General features: G+C 53.0%; 17 protein-coding genes. 12 read left to right on the top strand and 5 right to left on the bottom strand.

Going from position 1 to position 21054, the window contains the following annotated elements; translation table 11 throughout:
* Window positions 1-691: 691 nt before the first annotated feature.
* The gene (locus GNT65_RS15350; RefSeq protein WP_160797758.1) at window positions 692-1912 is read left to right on the top strand and encodes a hypothetical protein; all 1221 of its coding nucleotides are present in this window, start codon (window positions 692-694) and stop codon (window positions 1910-1912) included.
* A gap of 270 nt (window positions 1913-2182) precedes the next feature.
* Window positions 2183-2524, top strand: a complete 342-nt coding sequence (locus GNT65_RS15345; protein ID WP_160797756.1) for a hypothetical protein — start codon at window positions 2183-2185, stop codon at window positions 2522-2524.
* Between the two features lie 118 nt (window positions 2525-2642).
* Here the strand turns inward: GNT65_RS15345 and exaC are convergent, their stop codons facing one another.
* The gene (gene exaC / locus GNT65_RS15340) at window positions 2643-4163 is read right to left on the bottom strand and encodes an acetaldehyde dehydrogenase ExaC (protein WP_160797754.1); all 1521 of its coding nucleotides are present in this window, start codon (window positions 4161-4163) and stop codon (window positions 2643-2645) included.
* A gap of 337 nt (window positions 4164-4500) precedes the next feature.
* Between exaC and GNT65_RS15335 the strand changes: the two genes are divergently transcribed.
* Together GNT65_RS15335 and acuI are read left to right on the top strand one after the other, a co-directional pair.
* Window positions 4501-6276 carry a sigma-54-dependent Fis family transcriptional regulator gene (locus GNT65_RS15335; protein ID WP_160797752.1) on the top strand — a complete coding sequence of 592 codons (1776 nt, stop codon included), beginning with the start codon at window positions 4501-4503 and terminating at the stop codon, window positions 6274-6276.
* A 103-nt stretch (window positions 6277-6379) separates the two neighbouring features.
* Window positions 6380-7360: an acrylyl-CoA reductase (NADPH) gene (acuI, locus tag GNT65_RS15330; protein WP_160797750.1), complete on the top strand. Its 981-nt coding sequence runs from the start codon at window positions 6380-6382 to the stop codon at window positions 7358-7360.
* Between the two features lie 81 nt (window positions 7361-7441).
* Here acuI and GNT65_RS15325 read toward each other — a convergent pair whose 3' ends face one another.
* Complete coding sequence (locus tag GNT65_RS15325; protein ID WP_160797748.1) at window positions 7442-8371, bottom strand: LysR family transcriptional regulator; 930 nt, start codon at window positions 8369-8371, stop codon at window positions 7442-7444.
* Between the two features lie 304 nt (window positions 8372-8675).
* Between GNT65_RS15325 and ardA the strand changes: the two genes are divergently transcribed.
* From ardA to GNT65_RS15300, 5 genes are all read left to right on the top strand, one after another.
* Window positions 8676-10196 (top strand): acrylate reductase flavoprotein subunit ArdA, encoded by a 1521-nt coding sequence (gene ardA, locus GNT65_RS15320; protein ID WP_160797746.1) that lies wholly within the window; start codon window positions 8676-8678, stop codon window positions 10194-10196.
* Window positions 10197-10222: 26 nt separating this feature from the next.
* Window positions 10223-10576, top strand: a complete 354-nt coding sequence (gene ardB / locus GNT65_RS15315; RefSeq protein ID WP_160797744.1) for an acrylate reductase cytochrome subunit ArdB — start codon at window positions 10223-10225, stop codon at window positions 10574-10576.
* A 392-nt stretch (window positions 10577-10968) separates the two neighbouring features.
* Complete coding sequence (gene dddY / locus GNT65_RS15310; protein WP_160797742.1) at window positions 10969-12213, top strand: dimethylsulfoniopropionate lyase DddY; 1245 nt, start codon at window positions 10969-10971, stop codon at window positions 12211-12213.
* Window positions 12214-12324: 111 nt separating this feature from the next.
* Window positions 12325-13452, top strand: a complete 1128-nt coding sequence (locus tag GNT65_RS15305) for a hypothetical protein (RefSeq protein ID WP_160797740.1) — start codon at window positions 12325-12327, stop codon at window positions 13450-13452.
* 215 nt (window positions 13453-13667) lie between these two features.
* Window positions 13668-15581 carry a methyl-accepting chemotaxis protein gene (locus tag GNT65_RS15300; RefSeq protein ID WP_160797738.1) on the top strand — a complete coding sequence of 638 codons (1914 nt, stop codon included), beginning with the start codon at window positions 13668-13670 and terminating at the stop codon, window positions 15579-15581.
* 52 nt (window positions 15582-15633) lie between these two features.
* Here the strand turns inward: GNT65_RS15300 and GNT65_RS15295 are convergent, their stop codons facing one another.
* The gene (locus GNT65_RS15295) at window positions 15634-16503 is read right to left on the bottom strand and encodes a LysR family transcriptional regulator (protein WP_160797736.1); all 870 of its coding nucleotides are present in this window, start codon (window positions 16501-16503) and stop codon (window positions 15634-15636) included.
* A 121-nt stretch (window positions 16504-16624) separates the two neighbouring features.
* On the opposite strand from GNT65_RS15295, the gene GNT65_RS15290 reads away from it, so the two are divergent.
* Window positions 16625-17278, top strand: a complete 654-nt coding sequence (locus GNT65_RS15290) for a TetR/AcrR family transcriptional regulator (protein ID WP_160797734.1) — start codon at window positions 16625-16627, stop codon at window positions 17276-17278.
* Here the strand turns inward: GNT65_RS15290 and GNT65_RS15285 are convergent.
* Complete coding sequence (locus tag GNT65_RS15285) at window positions 17262-18629, bottom strand: ATP-binding protein (protein ID WP_160797732.1); 1368 nt, start codon at window positions 18627-18629, stop codon at window positions 17262-17264. The genes GNT65_RS15290 and GNT65_RS15285 overlap by 17 nt on opposite strands.
* Window positions 18629-19312, bottom strand: a complete 684-nt coding sequence (locus GNT65_RS15280) for a response regulator (RefSeq protein ID WP_160797730.1) — start codon at window positions 19310-19312, stop codon at window positions 18629-18631. The genes GNT65_RS15285 and GNT65_RS15280 overlap by 1 nt, the downstream gene beginning before the upstream one ends.
* Before the next feature lie 235 nt (window positions 19313-19547).
* Between GNT65_RS15280 and GNT65_RS15275 the strand changes: the two genes are divergently transcribed.
* Together GNT65_RS15275 and fieF are read left to right on the top strand one after the other, a co-directional pair.
* Complete coding sequence (locus GNT65_RS15275) at window positions 19548-20030, top strand: Spy/CpxP family protein refolding chaperone (protein WP_181006315.1); 483 nt, start codon at window positions 19548-19550, stop codon at window positions 20028-20030.
* Window positions 20031-20095: 65 nt separating this feature from the next.
* On the top strand, window positions 20096-20965 hold the full coding sequence (fieF, locus tag GNT65_RS15270; protein ID WP_160797728.1) for a cation efflux pump FieF: 870 nt from the start codon (window positions 20096-20098) through the stop codon (window positions 20963-20965).
* Window positions 20966-21054: the final 89 nt, after the last annotated feature.

Raw genomic sequence — 21054 nt, 5'->3', positions numbered from 1 at the left:
GATAGTTAACGCTTGCACCTTGGAAGTCCGTGATTGGTTTTTGTTTGCGCTTAATCAGATCACATTCCAAGGTGCAAGTTCACTCTAATCTCATGATTTATATCAAAGTTATCAGGGGATTCCTCAGCGCTTCACGGCGGCGTCCATGCCGCCGAGAGCCAAAAGTGTGCTTACACTCGATATCAAACGTCTCTTCGATTTGGCGGCGTTGTGGAGAGAAGGGAGTAAAAATGCTAACTTATTTATACCCCAAAGTGTGTTAACGCAATTAGGCTAAAGATGGCTTTGAGCTAGTAACGGACACTCATTCTCTAGCTAGTCTTGGTAGTGCATTTTCTAATGCCAGCAAGAATGTTGCTCCACCCAATACATTCCTTCCAGAGCTTGTCATCGACTATTACACAGTAGTAGTCAATACGATTGATTTTATTTCACGCTAACGTGTGCATGCTCCGTACACCATTGTCGTAATCTGTAATTTCGATAACTCTACGAAGCTCAGGAATGCGTTGAACCGATACATCACCTGTTCGTATTGTGCTGAGGCAGTATTTACTTTACTGTATGATTTACGATAATTTTTTTGAGTCTTACTAGTGCGTCTATACATGCTTGGTCTCCTACCTTACAAGGTAGCGTACCTTGCAAGGTCTTACTAATAAGTTGTTAGAAGCTACGTGTGGATTCGGTTTTGAATGTAGAAATTTTAAAAGTATTAAGCTCAATCGTTGGCATGATCGGGGGCTTTTTGGGCTTTTTTGTCTTCATTGACAATTACATATTGAAATTCAAACCAAGGCTGAACATCTCAAACAGGCTGTTTTTTCGCTATAAAACTGAAGAAAAACATCCAATGACACAGGGAAAATCTCTTGAATCTGTCATATTGAAGATTGAAGCTATTAATAGGAGAAACAAAATTGGCCGGATTGATGATTTCGCAATAAGAATATATGACTCAAGGGCGACTTTCCCTTCTGGGTATATGCTTTATGCTGAGAATGTACTTGAGCAGCTGCCGAGTAAATCTTCATATTTTGAAAAAGGTGAATTCAGCTCATTTTCTCCAGTTTCTATTTTAGGCAGGTCAACTAAAAATATTGTTGTAGAATTTAAGCCTGAAAAATACATGGGCGTCACTCTAAACCCCGAAGGAAGCTTAAAGTTAGATTTGCTCTATTACCTTCCTAAAAAAGGCTGGAGAAGCGCTGGATCTTTCATGCCCTATTACTTCAAAGGACATAACGAACAAGAAGACCCAAGTGGAGTCATAGAGTATTCCTTACTAGATAATTCAGTTACGAGAAAAGCGGCCTCTGGTTCACTAAAACCACCTAAAGTAGGAATTTATAAAGGCATAAGTGGCAAGTATATAGGTTTCTATTTAATGAAGCCTGTTTGGGCAATAAGAAATATCGCAATCTATCCTTTAAAGGTTTTTAAATTAATCGGCGCTCTTGTCGAGGCATTATTCAGGCAAGTCACATCATACTGCCTGATTTTGCCTTTAATTAATTTAAAATCAAAAACACTTCCAAGGATGCAATTTCGCCCTGCTCGCGCTCATTTGATTGAAGATACTGAGGCAGCACTAAAGAAGTGCAGAAATAGTATTGAAAAGATAGCAAAGAAAATAAACGACAAGGCGGATAATAAAGCGCAAATTACTATTAGGAACGAAAATTCTAGCTTCAGTATTCAAAGAGGCAACTTGGAAGTAAAGTTCTACAAAAGTGGTGATGGCCATATTCGGGCAAACGATACTGGTGGATATCCCCAAATGTTTACATTTTCAATGGAGCTAGTTGAGTATCCCTTTGGTCTTCGTTTGTGGAAGGTAAATAATAAAATTATGACGATAAGATCGGCATGTATTCATGTGATGGACTCATTCATCTTGCTTGCCCATTGAGATGCTTCTAACAAGTACCATTGGGAAATGGACGAAAAATGCTTGCTTTTTTGCTCTTTCGTTGAAAATTTTAGGAAAGTATTTTGGGGGCTCTTATACGGGCGCTAACTGGATAAAAATAGTTTGGCTACATATTTCGAAGTTACGACAAACGCAAGTGTCGATTTATTGATAACACCAATTTTTATTTTGTTACTGATCACGGTGGTTCTCAAGTATCCAGTGTTCTCGGAGGTCGCTTCTAAAGCAACCAAAATAAAAAGAGTTACTTTGGTTCGTGCATTCACAGGCTTAATGGCTTTTTGGGTAATAACCTTTGTTTTTAGTTATATGAGGCAAGTCGAGTTGCAAAATATAGTTGAAAATAAAACGTACTCAAATGTCAAAGGTTGCCTAACAGATTACAAGGTAAAAAAGCCAAAGCAAGGTACTATTGTCGAGTCTTTTAATGTGGGGAATATTTATTTCGAGTTTTCAAACTATGATGCCCCATTATATTTTCATAGCAAAGATCACTTGGATAATTTTCTAAAAGATGGGCAATGTGTATCCATCGACTATGTGAAAAAAGGTAGAAGTAACAAAATTATTAAGATATCCAGCTCAAGCTAGCCTACTTAGTTTCAGGTTGATGTGGTGCTAGCTTGCGAAGCTAGCGGTATCTTTTGAAAAGATAGAGCCTGCCGGGATAGTGTCCCGGCAGGCTCTATGCTTTTAACGGAGAGTGAGATTAGAAGAAACCTAGCGGGTTGACGTCGTAGCTGACGAGCAGGTTCTTGGTGTTCTGGTAGTGGCTTAGCATCATCTTGTGGGTCTCGCGGCCAATGCCTGACTTCTTGTAGCCACCGAAGGCGGCGTGGGCAGGGTAGGCGTGGTAGCAGTTGATCCACACGCGTCCCGCCTGAATGCCGCGGCCCATGCGCTGGGCGCGGTTCATGTCGCGGGTCCAGACGCCGGCGCCCAGGCCATATTCGGTGTCGTTGGCGATGGCCAGCGCCTCGGCCTCGTCCTTGAAGGTGGTGACAGAGATCACCGGGCCGAAGATCTCCTCCTGGAAGACGCGCATCTTGTTGTGGCCCTTGAGTATGGTGGGCTCGATATAAAAGCCGCTGCTCTGATCGCCGGACAGCTGACAGCTGGTGCCACCTATTAGCACCTCGGCGCCCTCGTTGCGACCTATCTCCAGGTAACTCAGGATCTTATCAAACTGCTCCTGTGAGGCTTGGGCGCCCACCTGGGTGTCGCTGTCCAGCGGATTGCCCTGCTTGATCGTCTTGGCGCGGGCGATCACCTTGTCGATAAACTTGTCGTAGATGGACTCGGCGATCAGTACCCGTGACGGGCAGGTACAGACCTCACCCTGGTTGAAGAAGGCCAGCAGCATGCCCTCAACCGCCTTATCCAGATACTCGTCTTCCTGTTCCATCACGTCGGCAAAGTAGATGTTGGGTGACTTGCCGCCCAGCTCGACGGTGGAGGGGATTAGCGACTCGGCGGCGCACTTGAGGATATGGTGGCCAATCTGAGTCGAGCCGGTGAAGGCCAGCTTGGCGATGCGCTTGCTGACCGCCAGCGCCTGACCCGCCTCGGTGCCGAAACCGTTGACGATATTGAGCACGCCGGCTGGCAGCAGATCTTGAATAAGCTCCACCATCACCAGAATCGATACCGGCGTTTGCTCGGCGGGCTTGAGCACTATGCAGTTACCGGCGGCCAGCGCCGGGGCGATTTTCCAGGCGGCCATCAGCAGCGGGAAGTTCCAGGGGATGATCTGGCCGACGACGCCCAGCGGCTCGGGAAAGTGGTAGCTGACGGTATTGCTGTCGATATCGGCGGCGCTGCCTTCCTGGGCGCGGATGCAGCCGGCGAAGTAACGGAAGTGATCCACAAACAGCGGCAGATCCGCATTCAGGGTTTCGCGCACCGCCTTACCGTTCTCCCAGGTCTCGGCCACGGCCAGAAACTCCAGATTTTGCTCGACGCGGTCGGCGATCCTCAGCAGCAGGTTAGCACGCTCGGTTACCGAGGTCTTGCCCCAGGCTTCTTTGGCGGCGTGGGCGGCGTCCAGCGCCAGCTCAATATCGCGTTCGTCCGAGCGAGCCACCTGACAGAACACCTGGCCGTCGACGGGTGAGTGGTTATCGAAATATTCCCCGCCCACGGGCGCGACCCACTGCCCCCCAATGAAGTTGTCGTAACGGTTGTTGAAGTTAACTATGGCATCTGTGGTGCCTGGCTTGCTGTAGATCATCTTGAGCTTCCTTGTATGGTTTTGTCTTGTCGAAAGACGCCTCTGGCGGGCGCCCTATTTTTATGATTAAAAAACAACAGGTTTAAATTTTTATCTGTGCCCCAATCGAGTGTCACGTTGGTGTTCAATGGAGTACAGACTCTTCCTAGCTATCGTTAGGAGTAAGGCAAAGCCTAGGCCAAACTGGCAGGAGTTGTGATGTGGCAGGAGTAACAGTATGATGAAAAACTAATTTTTGATGTCCGAATGTGCGTGGTCCAGGATGGTGTAGCACTGGCAGTTGGCATGCACTGTGACATAAGTGCGCACCTCGGGTGTGCCAAAATGGAACACTGTTATGACGATAGCTCCACAGACACAGGCTTGGTTGTCTGACTCATGGTCTCGTAGTCAGGGCGCAGGGTTAAGCGAAGCCAAGTTACCGCAAGAATTACGACTCAACGCCGACGCGCTCGCCGAGCGGCATCACGCTAACAAGCAACTCATCAATCTCACCAAACAACACGCATTGCCCCTGTTTAATCAGATGATGGCCCATAGCCAGAGCCGATTGATCCTCTCGGATCGCGACGGCTATGTGCTCTGCCATTGGGGCGTGAGCCGCTATTCGGACAAGCTGGCCAATGTCGCCCTGGATGTCGGGGTCAATTGGCGCGAGGAGCACAAGGGCACCAACGCCATAGGCACGGCCCTGACGGCCAGGCAGACGGTGGCGGTGATCGGCGAGCAGCACTTCATCCGTCACCACAGATTCATGAGCTGCACCGCCAGCCCCATCTTCTCCCCCGAGGGAGAGTTGCTCGGCGCCATCGACATCACCAGCGAGCAGCAGCGCCATACCCAGCAGACCCTGGTGCTCATCGCCAGCCTGGTGCAGCAGATAGAGACGGCGCTATTGTGTCATCTCCCGGGGAGTCACTACCGTATCGATCTCGCCGAGCAGCCGTCGCTTATCACCTCAGGCTGGCAGGGGATAGTGGTGGCCAATGTCGACGGCAAGCTCTTGGGCTGCAACGCCATGGCCAAACGCCTGCTACACAGGCCGCGCATCGGCGATGATATCGACCGTCATCTGGGTGCTAGCTGGAACAGCGGTGAGCTGGTGTGTCAGGACCAACGTCTGCACCTCAAGACCCAGCAGCTGGTCGAAACCCGGCCCAGCCAGTTGGTGAGCCAGCAGATAGGCGTGCGCTTTCGCGACCCTAAGTTAGAGCGCGCCTGGCAGCAGGCCAACAAGGTGGTGGGGCGTAATATTCCTCTACTTATCTGCGGCGAGACAGGGGTGGGCAAGGAGCAGTTCGTGAAGAAGCTCCATGGTCAGAGCGCCCGCGCACAGGCGGCCCTGGTGGCGGTCAACTGCGCCGCGCTGCCAGCTGACCTGGTGGAATCTGAGCTGTTTGGTTATCAGGCCGGCGCCTTCACCGGTGCCTCCCGCCAGGGGTTCGAGGGCAAGATACGTCAGGCCGACGGCGGCTTTCTGTTTCTCGACGAGATAGGCGAGATGCCGCTGGCGACCCAGAGTCGCCTGCTTAGGGTGTTGCAGGAGCGCGAAGTGGTGCCCGTAGGCGGTAATCGCAGCTACAAGGTGGATATTCAGGTGGTGGCCGCGACCCACGCGGATCTACGCCAGCTGGTGAGCCAGGGGGCCTTTAGGGAGGATCTCTATTATCGTCTCAACGGCCTGCAGGTCTCACTGCCGCCCCTGCGTCAGCGCGCCGATATCGAGCGCATCATTCACAAGCTGCATAGGCGCTATCGTCAGGCACCGCAGCAGCTCTGTCCTCAGCTGCTGAGGCGACTGCTGGCCCATGACTGGCCGGGCAACCTCAGGGAGCTGGATAACCTGATGCAGGTGGCTTGCCTGATGGCCGATGGCGATCCCGAGCTTAACTGGCAGCATCTGCCCGACACACTACAGGCCCAGCTGAAGGGGCCGGAGGAGGCGGGCGAGCAGATGGCGGCCTGCGAGAGCGAGCTTAGCCTGATGGTCAACGCCAATATCGTCTCCAGCTTCCACAGATTTGAAGGCAACGTCAGTCGCTGCGCCAAGCACTTAGGGATCAGCCGCAATACCTTGTATCGAAAACTCAAGGCCTTGGGGCTCAAACCCTGATCTAGTTATGCGCTAGCTGCATGCAGTTCATGCAAAATGTGCAGTGTATTCATGATGGCAGATGCACTAATCTGTCAGTCCATTTTGTTGTTAAGGAGGCCCCATGTTCAAGGCACTCGTATTGACCCAGCTAGATAGACAGACCCAAGCCGATGTGAAACTGCTGCCTGAGAGCGATCTGCCCGAGGGTGAGGTGCTGGTGGAGGTGGGTTACTCCTCCCTCAACTATAAGGATGGCCTGGCGATCACCGGCCTTGGCAAGATCATTCGCCAGTTCCCCATGGTGCCTGGTATCGACTTCGCCGGTGTGGTGAGCGAGTCGGCCGACCCTAGGTTTCAGCCCGGTGACGAGGTGATACTGACCGGCTGGGGCGTGGGGGAGAACCATTGGGGCGGAATGGCCGAGAAGGCGCGGGTGAAGGCCGACTGGCTGGTACCTATGCCTAAGGGCTGCGACGGCGCTAAGGCGATGATGATAGGCACGGCAGGCCTGACCGCCATGCTGTGTGTGCAGGCGCTGCAACAGGCGGGCGTCACCCCAGAGCAGGGCGATGTCTTAGTCACAGGTGCCAGCGGCGGTGTCGGCTCGGTGGCCGTGACCCTGCTGGCACAGCTTGGCTATCGCGTCGTAGCCAGCTCGGGTCGCGTCGAGGTCAACGGCGACTGGCTAAAGGCCCTGGGCGCCAGCGAGGTGATCGATCGCAGCGAACTTGAACAAGACAGCCGTCCGCTGGAGAAACAGCGCTGGGCGGGTGTGGTCGATACCGTAGGTAACAAGGTGCTAGCCACTGCACTGGCGCAGATGCAATATGGTGGCAGCGCCGCCATCTGTGGCCTGGCGGGGGGCTTTGCCCTGCCGACGACTGTGATGCCCTTCATCCTGCGCGGCGTGAACCTCTTGGGCATAGACTCTGTGGCTTGCCCCATCGACAAGCGGGTCAAGGCATGGGAGCAGGTGCTCGAACTCTTACCCGATAGCTACTACCAGCAGGCCTGCCAGACGATAGATCTGGAGCAGCTGGGCGAGTACGCCGACAAGATAGTCAAGGGCAAGGTCACCGGCCGGGTACTGGTGAAGGTGTAGCCGTTACTCTCAGCGATAGAAGTGGCCATTAGGCCACTTTTTTTTGCCTGCTCGCAGGCCGTGGCCTTGCCGTGGTGAGGGCTAGGCCATTCCTTGCTGGCCAAGCAGCGGCCTGATGAGTTCGGTGATCTTGCCCCGTAACCAGGCCTGAGCCTTATCCAGTTCGCAGCGTGAATGCCAGAACAGGCTGTAGTTGAGCGCGGCGATCTCGAAGGGGAGGGGTTTGACCCTGAGGCGGTGACGGGCGGCGGCCATCTCGGCCAGTCCCTCGGGCAGTGTAATAATGAGGGGATGAATCGACAGTAGGGCCAGGGCACTGTCTAGATGCGCGGTGCGTAGACACTCGTGCCGAGGCGGATGCTGGGCGATAGCCGCATCGACGATCGCCTTAACCCCGTCGCTGATGGCGATGGTGGCGTGGGGATAGTGCAGGTAATCCGTGAGGGTTAATGGGCGATCCGCCACCGGATGATAGCTGGAGACCAGGCAGCTGACACCGACCCGACCCAGTGGCGTGCTGGCAAGTGGTGACACCTGACCCAAGGCGCGGCAGATAGCCATATCTACCCCCTGAAGACTGAGCTGGGAGGCGAGCGCCTGGTGCTGTACCGGTAGGATATTCAGCCTGATATTTGGAGCCTGACGATAGATCTCCGGCAGGATGAAGGGCAAGAGCCCCTGAATGGCAAAGTCGGTGGCCGCCAGGGTAAAGGTTTGTCGGCACTGGCTGGGAACGAAAGCATTTGGCGTCAACAGGGTGAGTAGTTCGTTGGTAGGCCCCTGAAGCCGGCGGTAGCAGTCCAAGGCATACTGAGTCGGCACAAGTTGCTGACCTACCCGAGAAAACAGCGGGTCATCCAACATTTGCCGCAGGCGTCCCAAAATGCGGCTGGTGGCTGACTGGCTCAAGTGTAGCCGTTTGGCGGCGCGGGTGACGCTACGCTCCTCGACTAAGACTTGCAGGGCGATTAATAGGCTTAAGTCCTGTCGATAGATATCTTCGAGTTCCATAGGTCGGCTGAGGTAGATCTACATAAGGCCTAACTTACCAGTGTGGGCCACATCTTGCCTGACTTTTTATATTGCCGTTGAGCCAAGTCTCACTTCGCCTGGAGGACTATGGGTCATGGTGTCATGCTTTGGAATTCCTTCCAAAATACTCACAAAGTAGTATTTCTGTGTGATTTTTGAGCTGGCTACAAATTTGGTTATGTTAGCAAGTTGTTTTCAAACCAAGTGCTGATCAACTCCCGTTTTGGAACCTGTTCCAGTCCTAAGATGTCACCGTCAAATAAAACAAAAAGGGTGATAACAGATGAGCAATGTAGATCTGCTAGGACGCCGTAATTTCATCAAGGGTATGGGAGCCGCTGCGGGTATCGCAATGGCCGCGCCTGCGATGGCAGTTTCCGAGAAAGCTGACGGTGTGAAATGGGATAAAGAAGTCGAAGTACTGATTATTGGCTCTGGCTTTGCCGGCCTGGCGGCCGCCATCGAGGCGACACGCCAGGGCGCGAAAGATGTCCATATCTTCGAGAAGATGTCTTACTTTGGCGGTAACTCAGCCATTAATGGTGGTCTGTTTGCGGCGCCGGGTACGCCGATGCAGAAGAAAGAGGGCGTCGAAGACTCCGTCGATCGTATGGTGTCGGACCAGCTCAAATCTGGCCGTGGTATAGCCGACGAAGCCCTGCTGCGTCATGTGGCATCACACGCCGTCGAGGCATTGCAGATGACCATGGATGCCGGTGCCGAATTCCATCCTTACCTGCAACAGCTTGGTGGTCATTCGGTGGCACGTACCTACCAGACGACTGTAAGCTGTGGCGCCGGGATCACCCAGCCACTCTATAAAGAGTGTAAGAAGCTTGGCGTACACACCCACAACCGTTCTAAGTTTGAAGGTTTCTTGGTGGGTGAAAAAGGCGAAGTGGTCGGCGTTAAAATGCGTGAGAACTATCACTTCGGCGAAGACCAGCCGGGTAAGGTGCTGAAGATCCGTGCCAAGCGTGGTGTGATCATGGCCACCGGTGGCTTTGCTCAAAATGTGGATCTGCGTATGGCGCAGGATCCGACCCTCACCTCTGAGGTGGGTTGCACCAATGCCCCGGGTGCCACAGGTGAAGGCATGTATGAGATGTTCCGTTTGGGGGCGATTCCCGTGCATCTGGCACACATTCAGTCTGGCCCTTGGGCGTCGCCAGACGAAGGTGGCTTCGGCTATGTGTCTAATTACTCTATCTACAACTTCCCGCACTCGATGGCGATTAACCGCCTGACGGGTAAGCGTTTCATGAATGAGATTGCCGACCGTAAGACACGTGCCGATGCCGAGCTGGCATGCCGTGACGAGAAGGGGAACGCGCTGCCTCCAATTCTGATCACCAGCTACAAGGACTCTAAGAAGCATCCGAACACCAAGAAGGTGATCAAGTATAACGTGGGCTGGAAGTTCGACACCATCGAAGAGCTGGCGAAACACTTCGATGTACCTCTGAAGCCGCTTAAGGCGCAGATTGAAGAGTACAACGGCTATGTGAAGAGTGGTGAAGATAAGCAGTTCGGCAAGAATATGACCAAGGCGAAAGGCAAGTATATCGAGGCGCCATTTACCGTGGTTCGCCTATGGCCAAAAGTGCACTACTGTCAGGGTGGCGTTCAGGTCAATACCAAGGCAGAGGTGAAAGACAGCTTTACCGGTAAGTCGATTCCAGGTCTGTACGCAGCCGGCGAGGTGTGTGGTGGTATCCACGGCGTCAGCCGCCTGGGTAGCTGCTCAATTCCTGAGTGTATGGTGATGGGTATGACGGCTGCTCGCAGCATCATGAAAGCTTAATGACCGGTAATAAAGAGGAATCAATAATGAAAAAGGTAAATATTGTACTCGCGCTGGTCTTAGGTGGCTTAGTGAGTCTGTCGGCCCAGGCGATTGAGCAACGTGCCTGGCACAAAGAGGTGATCGGCAAAGATTGTAAGGTGTGTCATGACAATGGCATCAAGCAGTTCCCGTCGGATCAGGCCTGCCTACAATGCCATGATGTCGACGATCTGGCCGAGCAGACGGCCCGTAGCGAAGAGGACAAGTGGCAGAACCCACACAACAACCTTCACTATGGTAAAGACCTGCCTTGTCAGGAATGTCACGGCGAACACGAGTCGAAGAAACCTTTATGCAGCAACTGTCACACCTTTAAGTTTGACAAGCATAAGGAGTAACTTCCTCTAAGAGAGGCCCATGGCCATCATGGGTCTTCTCCCCATCTTAGCTCTCCCCCTCTCGGGGGCCACAAGCGCTGGCGCATTCCCCTTGGCTTGTGGAAAAATTTTTAGCGACATTGACAGTTTTATTATCCCTGCAAAGACAATTTACCGTTAACCGTTTCGCTTCATATGCCCTTTGGTAGACATGACCAAGGGGCTTTTTTATGCCGCATTATCTTGATAATTCTCTTTATAAACATCCTGTTAGCTAATATGTGAACTGGGTTGTCATTTACGCGCTCAAATTGTTGCAAATATGTGCTGATTACATTTTTGGAACGGATTCCAAGCATATTATGCCGCTCAGTAAGTGGTGAAAAAATAATATGTAAATAAGGATGAGATGAATGAAAAAGACCATTATTGCGTTGTCTTTGTTATCGGCCAATGGTGCGATGGCGGCGAGCCTCCCAGACTTCCTTGACCAGCAGGATATCGACAATGCCGAGTTCAAATGTCTGGGAGAACCGGTCAAGCACACCAAGGCGGATCAGAAGTATGTCGACATGCTGTGGGACGAGACCCTGACCTATCTCAAGGCCTATGCCGTGGCCTTGACCAATGGCGAAAACAGTCACTGTCTGAACTCAGACGAGGCCATGGTCGACTCGACCCAGGGCGGCCAGAAGATCTGCATCATGGATCGTCGCGACATGAAGCTGATGGTGAAAAACATCTACCAGGTGATCAATAACCCAGACAAGGCCAAGCAGTGTTTCGGTGCCCGTGAAGAGGTCAATTGGATTTACAATCCCGGTGGCGAGCTCACCAAGCATTCGCCCGTGGCCCAGCACTTTAAGCGCACAACCTTCGACGAGTTTTTCAAGACCAAGGTGACCAACAAGGAGGTACAGAAGCTGGGTAAAACTTTCACTAAAAACTTCGCCAAGATGGTTACCGGCGATGAGGTGAAGATGCCGTCGGCCTTCCCTTATGATATCAGCGCCAACGCGCTACCAAACCTTTGGGCGGCAGCGGGCTGGTTCCCTATGTACGCCGAAGAGAGCAAGCGTAACGACAAGAACTTCAACAATATTCGCGGTGGCTATGCCTACGCCGAGATCTTCGGTCATTGGGGGCTGCTGCGCATCGATGAGATCAATGGCGAGAAGGTGGGGGCAGAAGTGGGCATGACGGTACAGTCTGTCGATACCCTCTACCCTTACCATAATCACGCCATCTCTGAGATCTACTACAACATGCGCGTCCCCGCGTGCACCAATCAGTTTAAGAGCTTTGCCGTACGTGCAGACTCGCCTCTGCTTACCACAGTCAAAGAAGACGACAAGATGCGCAGGGTGCAGTTTGATGCCGCACAGCATAACGGCCATACCCAGTGGCTCGCCGGTAGCTATCAGCAAGATCCACTGCTCTATTTCCATCAAAACACCATACATGCCTTCGATGTCGACGGCAGCTGCGAGGCCAAGCCTGAAGAGAGGGCTATCGTCTCCGTCTGGGCCAGAAGTAACGCCCACGATAAGCGTAACGATTACGGCACCACGCTACTGTGTGAATCGGCTAAAAACCCCGGCACACCGGCGAACAAGGATGAGGTTATTCAGTGCGACCTGACCCATTTGAAGTGGTAACGATAGCTTAAATACAGCGCAGTAAAACCTAGTACAGCTTAAGTAAGGCCAAGCATATGGCCAGGCTCGCCGTGCGGCCTTGTTGCACGGCAATTAACAATAAAGGGTGAAATGATGAAGAAGTTTAATGTATCTCTCGTGGCGGCGCTGCTGCCCCTGGCCTTGGCGGGAGTGGCCCAGGCACAAGAACAAGAAGACGGTATCGATGTTTCTGGGACTGTCAGGGTGAACTACGCCTATAAAGATTACAGTGAGAGCTCGAAAGACAAGGGGGGCGACTTTGCCTTCGACATGGCGGCGATCAAGTTTAACGGCAAACTCGGTGAGTGGGGCTTAGCGAGCGAATATCGTTTCTTCGATGGCTGGCAGGCGCTGCGTTACGGTTATGGTTTTTATGATCTTAATCCCGAGTGGCAGATCCAGTTTGGTGTGAACCAGGTGCCCTTCGGTAATCCTGGCTTCATCTCTAACAGCTTCTGGTTTGGCGTGCCTTACTACCTGGGCTTCGAGGATGACTATGATCTGGGTGTTAAAGGGGTATATTCCAGTGGTGCCTGGGGCACAGAGATGGCCTTCTACAAGAATGCCGAATACGGCGCCGGCCGCACCGATCGCTACTCAACCGATCTCTATAGCGGTGTAGTGAATGGTACCGAGTACAACAACGAAGAGACTAACCAGCTAAACCTTCGTCAAACCTATGAGATGAGCTACGAAGGTGGCAGGACCTTGTTTGGCGCCTCTGTCGAATATGGTCAGATCTACAACAATAAGACGGGCAACAATGGCGACCGTTATGCCGTTGCAATTCATATGGATAGCAGCTACAAAGGCTGGAACCTACAACTGCAGGCGATGCAGTATGAATATGACGCGGCAGATGCCGTAGATAGCAACAAGATCGCCGTGGCGGCCTACAACTGGCAATATGAGATTGCGGCTAAGGCCCAGGCCTATAGCGTTAACCTTGCCAAGACGATAGCGACCGATTGGGGTAGCCTGAAGTTTTATAATGATTTCGGCATGGTGACTCCGGATGTGGCCGATGACGGCTATGACACCAGCTATCAGAACGTCACAGGTTGCGCCATCGCAGCAGGGGCTACCTATACCATGGTCGATTTCATTGTAGGTAAAAATATGTATGCCTCGACTCGTGACAACGGCCATGTGGGTCTGCCAGAAGTGGGTGACAGTTGGGACAAGCGTATCAACATCAACTTTGGTTACTACTTCTAAGCATTAACGCAACAGCGCTTAGAAGCGTGAAGCGATAGTCAGTATCTCTGTCATTAAAAATGCCAACCTTAGGGTTGGCATTTTTTTCTAGCAATAAAAGTATCTGATTTTAATCGATTAAGCTCTAATCGGCAGTCAGAGTCACAGCTTGGAATGGGTTCCGTCGATAAAGTAGGCGTCAGTTAATTTGCCCTAATGATGAGCTTAGCCCTGCAATGAAAACCATCGGTTTCAAGAAAACCATCACCCTGTCGGTGATCATCTTAGTGTCTTTGTGTTTGGCACTGTCTAACCTATTCTCTTATCTCAGTTTAAAGGCCAACACCGTCGAACAGGTGAACAGTGAACTGCAAACCATGGCACGCTTCGAGGCAGAAGGGATACAGAATTGGTTTATGAGCAAGGCCAATAGTATTGATGCGCTAGCGGCACAATACAGGCGCGGTCAACTCAATGGTGACTATGTGATGCTGGCTAGGCTGGTCAAAGAGAACAGTCTTTTATACTCGGTCTTTTGGGGATTTGAAGATGGCAGTTCCTACGCCAGCGTAGTCGATGATGCGATTTGGCACAATGGCATTGCCGATCCCAGTCAATATGATCCTCGCCCTCGGGGCTGGTATCAGTTGGCCAGAAACAGTGACAAGGCGGTATTGACCGATATTTATGTCGATATGGTTACCGGGAACCCGGTGATCTCCATAGTCACAGATGTGGGAGATGGTGTGCTGTCGGGAGACATTGGCCTGGAGATCTTAGAGGACACAGTCAGTAGCATCAATTTTCCAGGTGCATCGGCGGCCATCATAGATGAAGCGGGCAAGGTGCTGGCCTCCAATATGACAGAATTACAGGCGGGTAAACTGATGAGCCAGCAAGGCTGGGGGCTGTTGGAACAAGAGATGGTGACGCGGGAGGAATTCGCCTCAGCGTATCAGGAAGCAGGCAAAGACTTGCTGCTCTATAGTCATGTCATTCCGCTATTACAGGGAAAGAAAAAGTGGTTTCTTGTGCTTAATATCGATCAAGATATCGCTTATGCCAAGGTCGATGAGGCGCTAGAGGCGGCCTTGATCAATTCCGGCATCATGTTATTGGTCAGTAGCATATTGGTGCTACTTATTCTGAATTGGCTGTATCGTCCAATCCTACAACTTAAGCAAGTGGTCACAGGTTTGTCACAAGGGCAAGCCGATCTCACCATGAGGCTACCAGTAAATAGCCGTGATGATCTCGGTGATATAGCCGCCGGCGTTAACCGTTTTATTGCGCATCTTGAGGGGATCGTGAAGGAGCTGTATGCCGACTCGCAGGATATAGGGCGGAGTATCGTCGCGCTGCAGGGGCAGATGGACGCTAACAGCCAGGTGCTGAGCAAGCATGTGCAAGAGACAGAGCAGATAGTGGCCGCCGTCGAGGAGATGAGCGCTACGGCAAACGATGTGGCTGGTAATACCTCGCAGGGTTCACAGGTGGCGACCTTGGCAAGTTCGCAGATCAATGACACCAAACAGATAGTGGCTAATACTCGTGAGACGGTTAAGCGATTGATAGAAGATGTCGAGGCGACCGAGAGTAGCATCAGTAATATTGCCCATGACGCAGCAACGATCACTAAGGTATTGCAGGTGATAGGCGACATCGCCGATCAGACTAACCTATTGGCGTTAAATGCCGCCATAGAGGCCGCAAGGGCTGGTGAACAGGGGCGCGGATTTGCTGTGGTTGCCGATGAGGTGAGGGCACTGGCGGCCAGAACTCAATCGAGCACCGCTGAGATAGAATCAACATTGAGTCAGCTGCTCAAGGGGATCGATGCGACTGTCATTACCATGGTGCAAACTAAGGAAACCTGCGAGAAAACCAATCACTGGACTAACAATGTGACAACCAATCTCGATGAGGTTATTCAGTCGGTGGAGACGGTGAGCGATCTTAATACTCAAATTGCCACCGCAGCTGAAGAGCAAAGCATGGTGTCGGCGGAGGTGAGTCGCAATATGGCCGAGATACGCGACATGGTGGTGGTGTTAGAAGATAGCGGTTCGGCGAGTCGTGATGAGACGCTTAAATTGTCAGCCTCGAATCAGAAGCTGCTGGCAGTAGTGGATAAATTTACCTTAGGTTAACTCGCGTATAGCAGCTGTGCCGACTGGCACAGCCGTGATTGTGCGCCGCGACTTAGCCGGGATAACTCTCGGCTAGGTTGTTGACGTTGGCCTTGATCAGAGTGATCAGCTGCTGGGTCGCGTCGGTCTGGGTATCGGGATTGAGATAGAGGGACTCGTTAAACACTGGCAGTACGGGTAGCTGGTGTTCAACTGGATCCAAAATCTGCATCCTGTCGTTGATCCTGAACTCGGCGATAGGAGCTATGGTGAGATCGTTCTCCACCGCCATGCACAGCGCCTGCGGTGACGGGGTTGATAGCAATACGTTGATCGGCCTCATGGTGAGCTGGTGGTTGGCAAACACCTGAGCCCGTATCGGACAGTTTTCCGGGTAGAGCGCCATGGGAATGGTTTCGCGTTTGTGGGCATTACCCTCTTTAGCTGCCACCCAGTGAAACTTGCGTTCAAACAGTAATTCACCGTTGGCCGGTGGCTGCCAGTGGGTCGCGACGATAAGGTCGAACTCTCCCTGCTGCAGTCTTTTATACAGGTTGCCGCTGACATCTGTGTCGATCACCAGTTCGATACAGGTAAATTCGCGAATAAACTCCAGCAGGCAGCTGCCGAGGTAACGCTTGATATAGTCGGTCGGTACGCCCAGACGGATGATTTCACGGTTCTGACATTCCTTGAGGTCATCCAGCGCCTGCGAGTTGAGCTGCAACATCTTGTAGGCGTAGTTCAGCAGGGTCTCACCGGACTCGGTGAGTGTGACGCCCTTGTTGTCTCTGATCAACAGCTCCTGCCCCACGCTCTCCTCGAGCTTCTTAATTTGCAGGCTGAGGGCCGACTGGGTGCGGCAGATCTTGTCGGCGGCTTTCGACAGGTTGCCCGATTCCGCGACGGCGATGAAGCTCTCTAGCAATTCGATCTTTAACATGGGCTATTGGCTTTGTTCATAGTGGTATCAGTATTACTCAATATCCCTGGTTAGAGAACACTGTTATCGTTTGATTGTGAAGTTGCAATTAAGATGTTTCGTAAAGTGTGATGAGGTCGATATGAGTAGCTGGGAGCAAAGAACAGATTATCTTGTTGAGGTGGCGCAGCGCTGCCTTAGGGGGCATCAGAGTTTCGATCTGTGCCGTTCTCATCTCGTTGCGGCCAGCCAGATCTCCAAGGGAACCATCTATAATCATTTCACCACAGAGGCAGACTTGGTGGTGGCGGTTGCCTGTGCCCAATACCAAGGTTGGCTCAATGCGGCCGAATGTGAACAGCAAGGCGATACCGATCCCTTTGAATGCTACCTGTTCCATCACTGTCAGCGTTTGTATGATGTTTTGGCGCAGAAGCGCTTTGTGATAGAGCGCATGATGCCCAATCAAGAATTATTGCAGCAGGCATCAAAGGTGTATCGCGATAGATTTAATGATTTATTTACACAATATTGTCAGTGGAATCAGGGCATGATCTCAGCCGTTGGCGATCGTCCTGGCTTTGATCGCTACGAACTCCTTAAAAACTATATTCGCGGCACCATGATCAATAGCGATGATGGCCTTAAGCGCTGTGACGACGTGCAAACCTACTATCAATTTAGTTATGCGATGGCCCAGCTGATGGGACACTCAGACAGACGCATTCCCACCAAGCAAACCTTTTCAGTCTGGCTGGCACAGAGAGAGCCGCAGCAAACTAACGCGGCAGCCTGATAATCACTTCGAGTCCGTGAGGGGTGGCGTTGTTGGCCACTATCTGCCCCTGGTGGGCCTGTATGGCCGCCTTGGCGATCGCCAGCCCCAGTCCCCAGCCGCCGGATTCCCTCTCTCGAGCCGATTGCGGGCGATAGAAGGGCTCGAAGATCGCCTGCAGATCCGCCTCATTGTCTATGCCTGGACCATCATCCCTGATGCTGAGGATCACCCGCTCGGGCTCGGCGTAGGCACGTATGCTGACCTCCCGTTCGGCGTAGCGGATGGCATTACGCAGCAGGTTTTCCACCGCCCTGGCCAGGGGGCGGGGATTGAGCATCAGCATCAGGCTGTCGTCTATGTCGATCAGCAGAGATTTCTGTTGCTGCTCCGCCTCGAACTCGGCGTCGTCTAAAACCTGTCCCAGGGTCTCGGCCAGCGATAACTTGTGCTTATGCTCGTGAATATCCAACTTCACCCGCGACAGCTCCAGCAGCTCGGCGATCATCGCCTCCAGCTGCTCCGCCTCATAGCCGATGCGCTCTATCTCGGTCGAGGTCTGGCCCTTCTTGCGGGTGAGGGCGAGGGCGAGCTGTAGCCGGGTCAGCGGCGTCCTGAGTTCGTGGGAGATATCGCCGATCAGGCGCTGCTGACTATTGACCATGGACTCGATGGCGTCGGCCATGGCGTTAAAGGACTGGGCCAGTTGACCTATCTCATCCTTACGTGCCGTGGTGCTGGCGTCGGCCCTGTGGCTGAGATCGCCGCTGGCTACAGCCTCGGCGCTCTGCTTGAGGGCGCGCAAGGGCTTACCCAGGTGCCAGGCCAACAGGCCGCACAAGAGACCCGATAGCAAGATAGCCAGGGTCAGGGTGAGGGCGACATTCTCGGCGAAGAAGAAGAACCAGGGCCGCGGATGCACCTCGGCCAGACGGCCATAGAGGGTGTAGCGTTTGCCTTCTACCTCGAAAGGCTGGGGGCCAAACAGCAGCTCGCTCTTAAACTGGTGGCTGATGGGGTGACCCGCCTCGTCGGCCATCAGCATGAAGCGCCGGATGCCACGGGAGACCCGCTGATTGTTGATCAGCTGGCCCTGCTCGTCGGCCACATAGAAACGCACCGGCTTGTTACCCATCTCTCTGAGCCTGTGCCAATGTTTGCCTCGCTTCATGGTCAGTAGCTCGGGCTTTTCCTGTATACGCTCTACCACGCGTTCCAGCAGCCCCTGTAGGTGGGGCGGAATAGGGGCCTGATCGTGGGTCTGTTGCAGCAGGGGCAGCAGGCCGACGATGGCGATGATCAGGCTGCTACAGAGCCAGAAGCTCAGCAGCAGCTTGATGAAGATGCGATTGGGGAGACTGCTAATTTTCATCAGGTTAGCCAGATGTAGCCCTTGCCTCTGAGGGTCTTGACCCTGGGGCGGCCGTCGGCGCGCTCGGGCAGCTTCTTACGCAGGTTAGACAGGTGCATATCCAGGCTGCGATCGAAGGGCATAAGCTTCTTGCCCAGGACATTCTCGCTGAGGTTGTCCTTGCTGAGCACCTCGCCGCTGTGCTGGATCATATGATACAGCAGGCTGAACTCTGTGCCCGTGAGGATCAGCAGCTGATCCTGGCAGACCACCTCCTGACGGCTGGGGTCGAGCTTGATGTCGGCAAACTCCAGTATACCGGGCTGCTGCTCGTCAACCTGTTGGCCGGTGCGGCGGATGATCGCCTTGATACGCGCCACCAGTTCCCTGTCGTTAAAGGGTTTGGGCAGGTAGTCGTCGGCGCCTATCTCGAGCCCTACGACTCTGTCTATCTCGTCGCCGCGGGCGGTGAGCATGAGTACCGGGGTCTGTTTCTTGGCTCGCAGCGCCTTGAGCACCTCGAAGCCGTTGAGCTTGGGTAGCATGACATCGAGCAGGATGAGATCGAACTGCTGTTCCAGCGCCAGGGCGAGTCCCGCCTCACCATCATGGGCTAGGGTTAAATTAAACCCTTCCAGTTCAAGCAGTTGTGCTAGCAGTTCCGCTAGTCCCAGATCATCATCGATCAACAGAATATGGCTCATGGTACGTCTCTCTACTCCTATAACAGCTTGAGTATACCCTTTTAGATGTCAATTGCAGTCTAAGAATGTAAGTCTAAGTAAAGGCCTGGTCGCCAGCAGATTGTCACTCTTTGCGCAAACTTTACAGAGGTTTACCTTAGGAAAACCCTGAATTACATAGGGGGGCGTAAACTGTTAGTGTCGAAGCTCTTCCCAGAGCGAACTAACTATCCGCGATAAGCGTAAGAGGCAGATTATGAATAAGATGACCCTAAAATCAGGACTATTTGCGTTAATGACCAGTGCCGCTCTGCTGGCACCCGCAGTGTATGCGGCGGGCCCGGATGACGGCGGCTGTCGTCATGAGATGCGCGGTGACCACAGGGGCCACCACGGTGGCATGCACAAGATGTTTCGCGGCCTGGATCTCACCGATGCCCAGCGCAGCCAGGTGAAGGAGCTGATGCAGTCTCATCGCGAGGCGATGCAGGCCAAGCGTCCATCGGACGAGGTGCGTGCGGCCCACAAACAGCAGATGCTGGATATGATCACCTCAGACAGCTTTAACGAGGCCGAGCTTAAGTCTTTGATGGCACAGCGCAGCGAGCATAAGGCTCAGGCCACGGTGGAGCGCATGAAGATGCAACGCGAAATCTATCAGCTGTTGACCCCGGAGCAGCAGGCTAAATTTAAAGAGAATTTTGCCAAGCGTGGCGGACGTAAAGGAGATCGCCGATAGGGGATAACTGAGTTACAATTGGGTCATATTCTTCCCCTGCTAATTGTTAGCTGTAATATGACCCTATGACCGACACTTCCCAATACGATTTTTGGGTGAAACTGGCCAGCCGCGCCGCCGTGGCGACCGCGCTCACCCTGATAGTCATCAAGCTGGCGGCCTGGATCTATTCAGGTTCCGCCAGCATGCTGGCTTCCCTCACAGACTCCTTCGCCGATGCCCTGGCATCCATAGTCAACTTCATCGCCATTCGTTATGCCATAGTGCCTGCGGATCATGACCATAGGTACGGTCATGGCAAGGCAGAGCCCCTGGCGGCTCTGGCGCAGTCGGCCTTCATCCTGGGCTCGGCACTGCTGCTCTTGTTACATGGCGGCGACAGGCTGATCAACCCGACCCCGGTTAACCATGCCATGGTGGGCGTGGTGGTATCGGCTATCGCCATCGTCTTGACCCTGGCCCTGGTGTTGCTGCAGCGCCGTGCCCTGGCCAAGACCTCCAGCACCATAGTGGAGGCCGATGCCCTGCACTATAAGTCGGATCTGTTTCTCAACAGCGCCGTGTTGCTGGCCTTGGTGTTGGCGCAGTTTGGCTGGTGGTGGGCCGATGGTCTGTTTGCCATATTGATCGCCCTGTTCATCGGCCAGCAGGCCGTGGAGCTGGGTTACCGCTCGGCCCAGTCATTGCTTGACCGTGAATTAGATGCCGATACCAAGCTCAAGATAGTCGAGGCGATCGAGAAAGACCCGCGCATCAATGGCTTTCATGATCTGCGCACGCGAGAGTCGGGCAAGACCACTTTCGTACAGTGTCACCTGGAACTCGACGGCAGACTGCCGCTGGTGGAGGCTCACGCCATCGCCGACGCCGCCGAGGCGCGGGTGAGAAGCCTGTTCGATCATGTGGAAGTGTTGATCCACCAAGACCCCATATAGCCTGTCTCCGGCGGCGAGCCTGCTATGGTATCGCCGCCGAAAATTCTACATAACCCTGTCTTTAGGGGAATTATTTCCCTGCCAATTCA

It is taken from the genome of Shewanella insulae, from assembly GCF_009831655.1.
In the GTDB taxonomy this organism is placed as follows: domain Bacteria; phylum Pseudomonadota; class Gammaproteobacteria; order Enterobacterales; family Shewanellaceae; genus Shewanella; species Shewanella insulae.
The sequence above is the reverse complement of the archived record's forward strand: the minus strand, read 5'-3'. Positions and strand labels throughout refer to the sequence as shown.

Bases quoted from the DNA above. Each gene is read 5' to 3' on its own strand.
- exaC (WP_160797754.1), bottom strand. From the start codon at position 4,163: ATGATCTACAGCAAGCCAGGCACCACAGATGCCATAGTTAACTTCAAC.
- GNT65_RS15335 (WP_160797752.1), top strand. From the start codon at position 4,501: ATGACGATAGCTCCACAGACACAGGCTTGGTTGTCTGACTCATGGTCT.
- acuI (WP_160797750.1), top strand. From the start codon at position 6,380: ATGTTCAAGGCACTCGTATTGACCCAGCTAGATAGACAGACCCAAGCC.
- GNT65_RS15325 (WP_160797748.1), bottom strand. From the start codon at position 8,371: ATGGAACTCGAAGATATCTATCGACAGGACTTAAGCCTATTAATCGCC.
- ardA (WP_160797746.1), top strand. From the start codon at position 8,676: ATGAGCAATGTAGATCTGCTAGGACGCCGTAATTTCATCAAGGGTATG.
- ardB (WP_160797744.1), top strand. From the start codon at position 10,223: ATGAAAAAGGTAAATATTGTACTCGCGCTGGTCTTAGGTGGCTTAGTG.
- dddY (WP_160797742.1), top strand. From the start codon at position 10,969: ATGAAAAAGACCATTATTGCGTTGTCTTTGTTATCGGCCAATGGTGCG.
- GNT65_RS15305 (WP_160797740.1), top strand. From the start codon at position 12,325: ATGATGAAGAAGTTTAATGTATCTCTCGTGGCGGCGCTGCTGCCCCTG.
- GNT65_RS15300 (WP_160797738.1), top strand. From the start codon at position 13,668: ATGAAAACCATCGGTTTCAAGAAAACCATCACCCTGTCGGTGATCATC.
- GNT65_RS15295 (WP_160797736.1), bottom strand. From the start codon at position 16,503: ATGTTAAAGATCGAATTGCTAGAGAGCTTCATCGCCGTCGCGGAATCG.
- GNT65_RS15290 (WP_160797734.1), top strand. From the start codon at position 16,625: ATGAGTAGCTGGGAGCAAAGAACAGATTATCTTGTTGAGGTGGCGCAG.
- GNT65_RS15285 (WP_160797732.1), bottom strand. From the start codon at position 18,629: ATGAAAATTAGCAGTCTCCCCAATCGCATCTTCATCAAGCTGCTGCTG.
- GNT65_RS15280 (WP_160797730.1), bottom strand. From the start codon at position 19,312: ATGAGCCATATTCTGTTGATCGATGATGATCTGGGACTAGCGGAACTG.
- GNT65_RS15275 (WP_181006315.1), top strand. From the start codon at position 19,548: ATGAATAAGATGACCCTAAAATCAGGACTATTTGCGTTAATGACCAGT.
- fieF (WP_160797728.1), top strand. From the start codon at position 20,096: ATGACCGACACTTCCCAATACGATTTTTGGGTGAAACTGGCCAGCCGC.